Origin of the sequence: Flavicella sediminum, from assembly GCF_006381105.1 — a bacterium.
GTDB classification, from domain to species: Bacteria; Bacteroidota; Bacteroidia; order Flavobacteriales; family Flavobacteriaceae; genus Flavicella; species Flavicella sediminum.
The window spans coordinates 1-5,964 of sequence record NZ_VDET01000064.1; the positions used below are offsets into that span (position 1 = coordinate 1).

The following is a 5,964-nucleotide window of genomic DNA, read 5'->3' on the forward strand; positions in this document are numbered from 1 at the left end:
CAAAACCGTTGTGCATAATGCGGAAAATCGTGCTAACCATAAGCATTTGAACTAAAAACGCCAACGCTCAAACAGCACATTTGTTTTTTTTTGCCAACACATAAGCCAACGCAAAAAAACAAAAGAGCTGTTTCTTCCCACCGCATAATCACGATAAAACAACGAACATTTTCACTATAATTCAGCGAATTTTTCATAAATTGCGTCTGAATTAATAAAAAGGTTTAAAATGAACCGAATAAAAGAAGTTCTTAAAAACAAAGGAATATCTCAGACTTGGTTGGCTGAACAAATGGACAAAAGTTACACGACCATAAATGAATACGCAAGAAATAAGCGACAACCTAGTTTGGAAGACCTATACAAGATTGCAGAAATCTTACAGATTGACATAAAAGAATTAATAATATCGAATAAAGAGAATATATGAACTTGATAGAAAAGGCATAGAAACTGGCATCATCAAGTTTGATGAAGAAAAAAAGTTCGTTACTTACGTTAACCAAAACAAAAAACGCAACTATAACAATCCTGAAGAACAAGTTCAAGCAGAAACCTTTTGTAGTCTTGTTTTACAATATAATTATCCTGTTGAAAGAGTAATAAACTTCGTTTCAGTTAAAATGGGAGTTGAAACAAAAGAAGCCGACATTGTTGTTTACAATGACGATAGCTTAGAGGAACCACACATATTAATTGAGTGTAAAAAGCAAGATATAAGTGAGCAGGAATTTAGCCAAGCTATCGAACAAGCTTATAGTTATGCTTACGCATTACCAAATGATGTAAAATACGTTTGGGTTACAAAAGGAAATAGAAACGAATATTTCAAAGTAAATAAGAAAAAGCTAACTAGAGAACCTGAATCTGACATACCTCAATTTGGTGTTGAAACTTTAGCTAATTACAAATTTGTTTTTGAAGCAGACGAAATGCCTATTGAAATTGGAAAACAAAAGTTTTTCGATATTTCGGTAATCTCTCAAGAAGAATTAACAAGACGATTTAAACAAGCTCACGATGCTCTTTGGGCTGGTGGACAATTAAATCCATCAGAAGCATTTGATGAATTAGACAAGTTGATTTTTTGTAAAATTTGGGATGAACGGAAAGACAGACAAACAGGAGAACCTTATGACTTTCAAATCATCCAAATAGATGGAAAGGACGAAAAAGATGCAATCCGAAAAACAAACGAAGCTCTATTCAAGAGAGTAACTGCCCTTTATGAAGAAGGAAGAGAAAAAGATAAAGAAGTTTTCAGAGACAATATTCGTTTGTCGCCCGAAAAAATTAGAACTATTGTGGGCTACCTTCAAGATATTAACCTTGGCGAAACGGATTTAGATAGTAAAGGACGAGCTTTTGAAACCTTTATGGATTCATTTTTTAGAGGAAATTTTGGTCAATATTTTACACCAAGACCAATCGTGGATTTTTCAGTAAAAGTATTACCTATCAAAAACGATTCTTACGTTTTAGACACCTCTTGTGGAAGTGGTGGCTTCTTGCTTTATGCTCTGAATAAAGTAAGAAAACAAGCCGATGAATTATACCCAAGATTTAAAACAGATGTAAACCATAATAAACGACATTTTAAATATTGGCACGACTTTGCAGAAAATAATTTGTACGGAATTGAAATAAACGAACAAATAAGTAGAGCTGCTAAAATGAATATGATTATTCACGATGATGGACATACTAACGTAATCACTTCTGATGGATTATTGAATGAAATAGAAATCGGTAAACTAACAGAAAATAAAGGTTTTAAATACAACCATTTTGATTTTATCATAACTAATCCGCCTTTTGGAAGTAATATCAAAAAAACCGAAAAAAGTTATTTAAAAAACTACTTTTTAGGTAAAAAACAACCAGATTGGCTGGACAACAAAGGAAGTAAAAGAATTACTCAAAGAAACAATCAAAGTACAGAAGTTCTATTCATCGAGCAATGCTACAATTTTTTAACATTTGGCGGATATTTGGCAATGGTTGTTCCTGATGGAATACTAACAAATAGTAGTATGCAATATGTTAGAGATGCTGTAGAAGAATGGTATAGAATTGTTGCAGTTGTTAGTATGCCACAAACAGCTTTTAGTGCAACTGGCGCTGGTGTAAAAAGTTCAGTTTTATTTCTAAAAAAGCATACACTTTCCACAACCGAAAAAATACAATCTATCAAATTTAGAATTCAAGAAAAATTAAAAACTGAATACGAGTTTTATAAAAAGATTTCCAAATGGGAATCCGAAAAGAAGAAAGAGCTAAAAGAAATGAATGGTTTGCATTTTACAATGCCATTAGCAGAATTTAAGAAAACAGATGAATACAAAGATTGGCGAAACGAAATCAATTCAAAATATTCAGATAAAATCAATTTATTCAAAGAAGAACTTCAAGAAGCCTTTTTGGAAAAATCAAGAAAGGAACTACCCGATTATTCAATATTTATGGCAATAGCAGAAGATATTGGCTATGATGCAAAAGGAAAACCAACACAAACAAATGAATTAGAGTTGATTGGAGAAGAGCTAACCAACTTTATTAACCATATAGAAAGCAATCCAGTATGATTATTAGAGGAATTTTAGACAGGTCGTTAAGTAACCAAATTTGTATCAGAGGATTTGCTCGTATTAAAGAATTAGCAAAAGTTTCAAAAGCTAATCCAGAATACCAAAGAGAACTATTAGAAAAGCAAAAAGGGGTTGTTTCAAACTTTTTAACTGAAGAAAATTATTTATTTTTTCCAGAGGTTATTTTAAGCTTAAAATTAAGACAGGATTTAACAGTTAAAGGTACTAAAACAGACGCTACACCTATTCAACTTATTGAGAAAGGTAAAAATTTCAATTCTAATATTGACAAAATCAAACTACGTTCAAGTATTTTAAAACAAGACAATTTTGACATAAACGAAACTAACGAGATTACAGTAGTTGAAATTGATTTTGATGATTCCGAACTTCAACAACTTGTGAAGACAAATAAACATCCTCTTCACAGAATAGATGGTAACCATAGACTTACAGCAGCAGAAGAGATAAACTCTGACCGAATTGGAACAATGAATATTCCTTTCTGCATTGTTCTTTTTGAAGAAACATTTGAAGAAAAATTCAATCCCGTTTCTGAAAAAATGGAAAAGATTTCAGATAGGAGTTTCGAAAAATTTGAGAAGGTTGTTTTCTATAATATTAATTCAAAAACAGAGCCTCTAACATTAGAACAAAATTTACGAGTTATAATTAATGATGAAAAGCATTTTGATGATGAAGAGTTAGAGAAAATATTTGGCAAAAGTGGGGTTTTAGTTAGGAAACTTTATAAACAAATTGAAGACCCTAAATTGCTAAAAGGTATAAATCATCTTTTGCATAATAATTTTAGAGGACTTTCAAAAAGTATATTTGAGAGTTTAATCGGCACAATGGATAATGAAAAACTTGTAACGGAAGTTAGAGAATCATTATTAACAGTTAATGAACTATACAAAGCCCAAGCTAAACTAAAAGGTAATAATAGCGAAGGTTTATTTACAGCTCTACTCTATTACAATGTTAAAGATAAACCAAAATTTAATTTCTTTAAAGAATGGGTTTTAAAACACCATATTTTTGACATTAAAGAAGCAAGGTATCAAACATTAATAGATATTTTTGATAAAGTTTCTGACCAAACTATAAAAGTGTTCGTAGCAATGCCTTACTTCAGCGAAGAAGAAGTTGAATCATACAATCAAGCATATAAGAGAGTAATTGATAGAATTAAAGCTGTTAATGACCAAATAAAAATTTCTCTTTTTGATATTATGCAACACAAAGGAGATAGCTATAACATTAATAACAAAATGATTGAGCAAATCAATGAGTCCAACATATTTATAGCAGATATAAGTAATCGCAATGTAAATGTTGCTTTTGAATTGGGATACGCAAAAAACGACTCAAACAAAAGTGTTATAATGATAAAACGTGAAAGTGATGAAACTAGAACACCTTTTGACTATGAACAAGATATGTGTCATCAATATAAAGAAAACGCTATACACACTCTTGAAAATAACATTTTTGGAAATATCAAAGACATCTTACTAAAAAGAGGTTTCACTTTTAATAATGAAGCTGATGTATAGTATTTCTTCCAACATTAATGATAATAAAATTTTTCTGGTTAATAAATCTGAACTAGCTTCTAGATTAGACCCAAATTATCTGAAAATAAAAAAAGAAATTGTAGATAATTTTAAATTTCCTTTAGAAAAAATAGGCACATCTTTTATAATTAAGGATGGAGACCACGATAAATTACCAGAAAATGCTATTAGCGATAAAGAAAATGGAAAAAGATATTTGAGAGCTCAAGATTTAAAAAATGATAGAATCATAAATGAAAAACCTATTTACATTACAGAAGATTATTTCAATAAAGTAAAAAGATGCCATATATATCCTGGTGACCTTTTATTATCTATAATGGCTTCTGTTGGTGCAGCCTCTATTGTTCCTGAAAATTTTCAAATATCTACTGCCAATAGAGCTATCGGAATACTTAGAAGAAAGCCAAATTCTAAATTTTTAGCTGAATATTTACAAGTCTTAATTAACACCAATGTTGGTTTATCACTTTTTGAGATAGAAAAAAAAGGAGGTATTCAGCAAAGGTTAAATTTATCTGATATTGCAAATGTAAGTTTACCTTGTCCAAGTTTTGAAATCCAAAATACGATTATAAACATTTACAAAATAGCATCTGAAACAAAAAAAATAAAAAAGGAGGAAGCTAAATCACTTTTAGAAAGTATAGATTCTTACTTACTTAAAGAATTAAATGTCAATTTACCAATTAAAGACAACTCATTTTCAAATAGATATTTTGAGGTTAATTGGAGCGAACTTTCAGGCGATAGACTCGATGCTGATTATCATCATACATATTTCAAATTGTTAAATGAATCTTTGAGAGAAGGAAAATATAAATATTTACCAATAAGAAAGTACGCATCATTTCAAGCTGGTTACGCTTTTAAGTCAGAAGATTATGTTAGCAACTCTAAATGTTTCCTAATTACTATAAGAAATATTAAAGAAAATCTAATTGACATAAATAAAACTACTTTTTTACCAGATGATTTTCTTACAAAATATACAGAATATAGAATTAAAAAGAATGACTTATTAATTGCTATGACTGGTGCTACAATTGGTAAAGTAGGTATTTATCAACACAATAAAAACGCTCTATTAAATCAAAGAAACGGCATTATTAAACCAGATAATATTAATTCTGAATACCTAATGAATATTTTGAATTTATCAATTTATCAAGAAAAGATTTTACGAAACTCTAATGGTGGTGCCCAACCTAATATTAGTGAAACAGATATTATGAAAATATTAATTCCCGTTCCACCCATAGAAAAACAAAATGAAATTGCTAATCATATTTCTAAACTGAGAGAAAAAGCGAAAGAACTAGAATTAGAAGCAAAAAATGAATTGAAAGATGCAAAAAATGAAATAGAAAAAATGATAATCGGATAAGCCAACGCTCAAAGCCATACACATTCGCAATTCGCTACAGCCAACGCAAAACCAAAAATTGCAAAAGAGTATGTCTTGCCAACGCTCACTTTCAAACTAAAAACAAACATCGGAAAAACCAAGCTGAACGTGAAAAGCACTATGCACAACAACGTGTATAAAACATAGCTATTATAGGCTTTCCGAGAGGTTTTTGTATATTTGCAAAGTACGCCAAATTTTTTATTTGGTTATATTTAAAAAGAAAATTAAACATAAAAATAAAAAATTCGGCTCGTGCTAAATCCGAAAAGTTAGTGTCTATTTATACGCTACGTTTCATACACAAGACCGTTAGGCAAAACGGGGGGATTTACAAGCGGAAATCCACACAGTATTATTTTGTCAACTAAGCTGAGTATCACGGGCA

At 30.2% G+C, this 5,964-nt stretch carries 4 protein-coding genes; all 4 read left to right on the forward strand.

Going from position 1 to position 5,964, the window contains the following annotated elements:
- Positions 1 to 229: 229 nt before the first annotated feature.
- Genes FGM02_RS17900 through FGM02_RS17915 form a run of 4 tightly spaced genes read left to right on the forward strand, consistent with a single transcriptional unit; the run spans position 230 to position 5,555 of the window.
- The gene (locus FGM02_RS17900) at positions 230 to 430 is read left to right on the forward strand and encodes a helix-turn-helix domain-containing protein (RefSeq protein ID WP_028290723.1); all 201 of its coding nucleotides are present in this window, start codon (positions 230 to 232) and stop codon (positions 428 to 430) included.
- 31 nt (positions 431 to 461) lie between these two features.
- The gene (locus FGM02_RS17905) at positions 462 to 2,585 is read left to right on the forward strand and encodes a restriction endonuclease subunit M (protein WP_243739456.1); all 2,124 of its coding nucleotides are present in this window, start codon (positions 462 to 464) and stop codon (positions 2,583 to 2,585) included.
- A complete protein-coding gene (locus FGM02_RS17910; protein WP_139960004.1) occupies positions 2,582 to 4,147 on the forward strand; it encodes a hypothetical protein in 1,566 nt (521 codons plus the stop codon). The genes FGM02_RS17905 and FGM02_RS17910 overlap by 4 nt, the downstream gene beginning before the upstream one ends.
- The gene (locus FGM02_RS17915) at positions 4,140 to 5,555 is read left to right on the forward strand and encodes a restriction endonuclease subunit S (RefSeq protein ID WP_166461226.1); all 1,416 of its coding nucleotides are present in this window, start codon (positions 4,140 to 4,142) and stop codon (positions 5,553 to 5,555) included. Before FGM02_RS17910 ends, FGM02_RS17915 begins: the two co-directional genes overlap by 8 nt.
- Positions 5,556 to 5,964 lie beyond the last annotated feature (409 nt).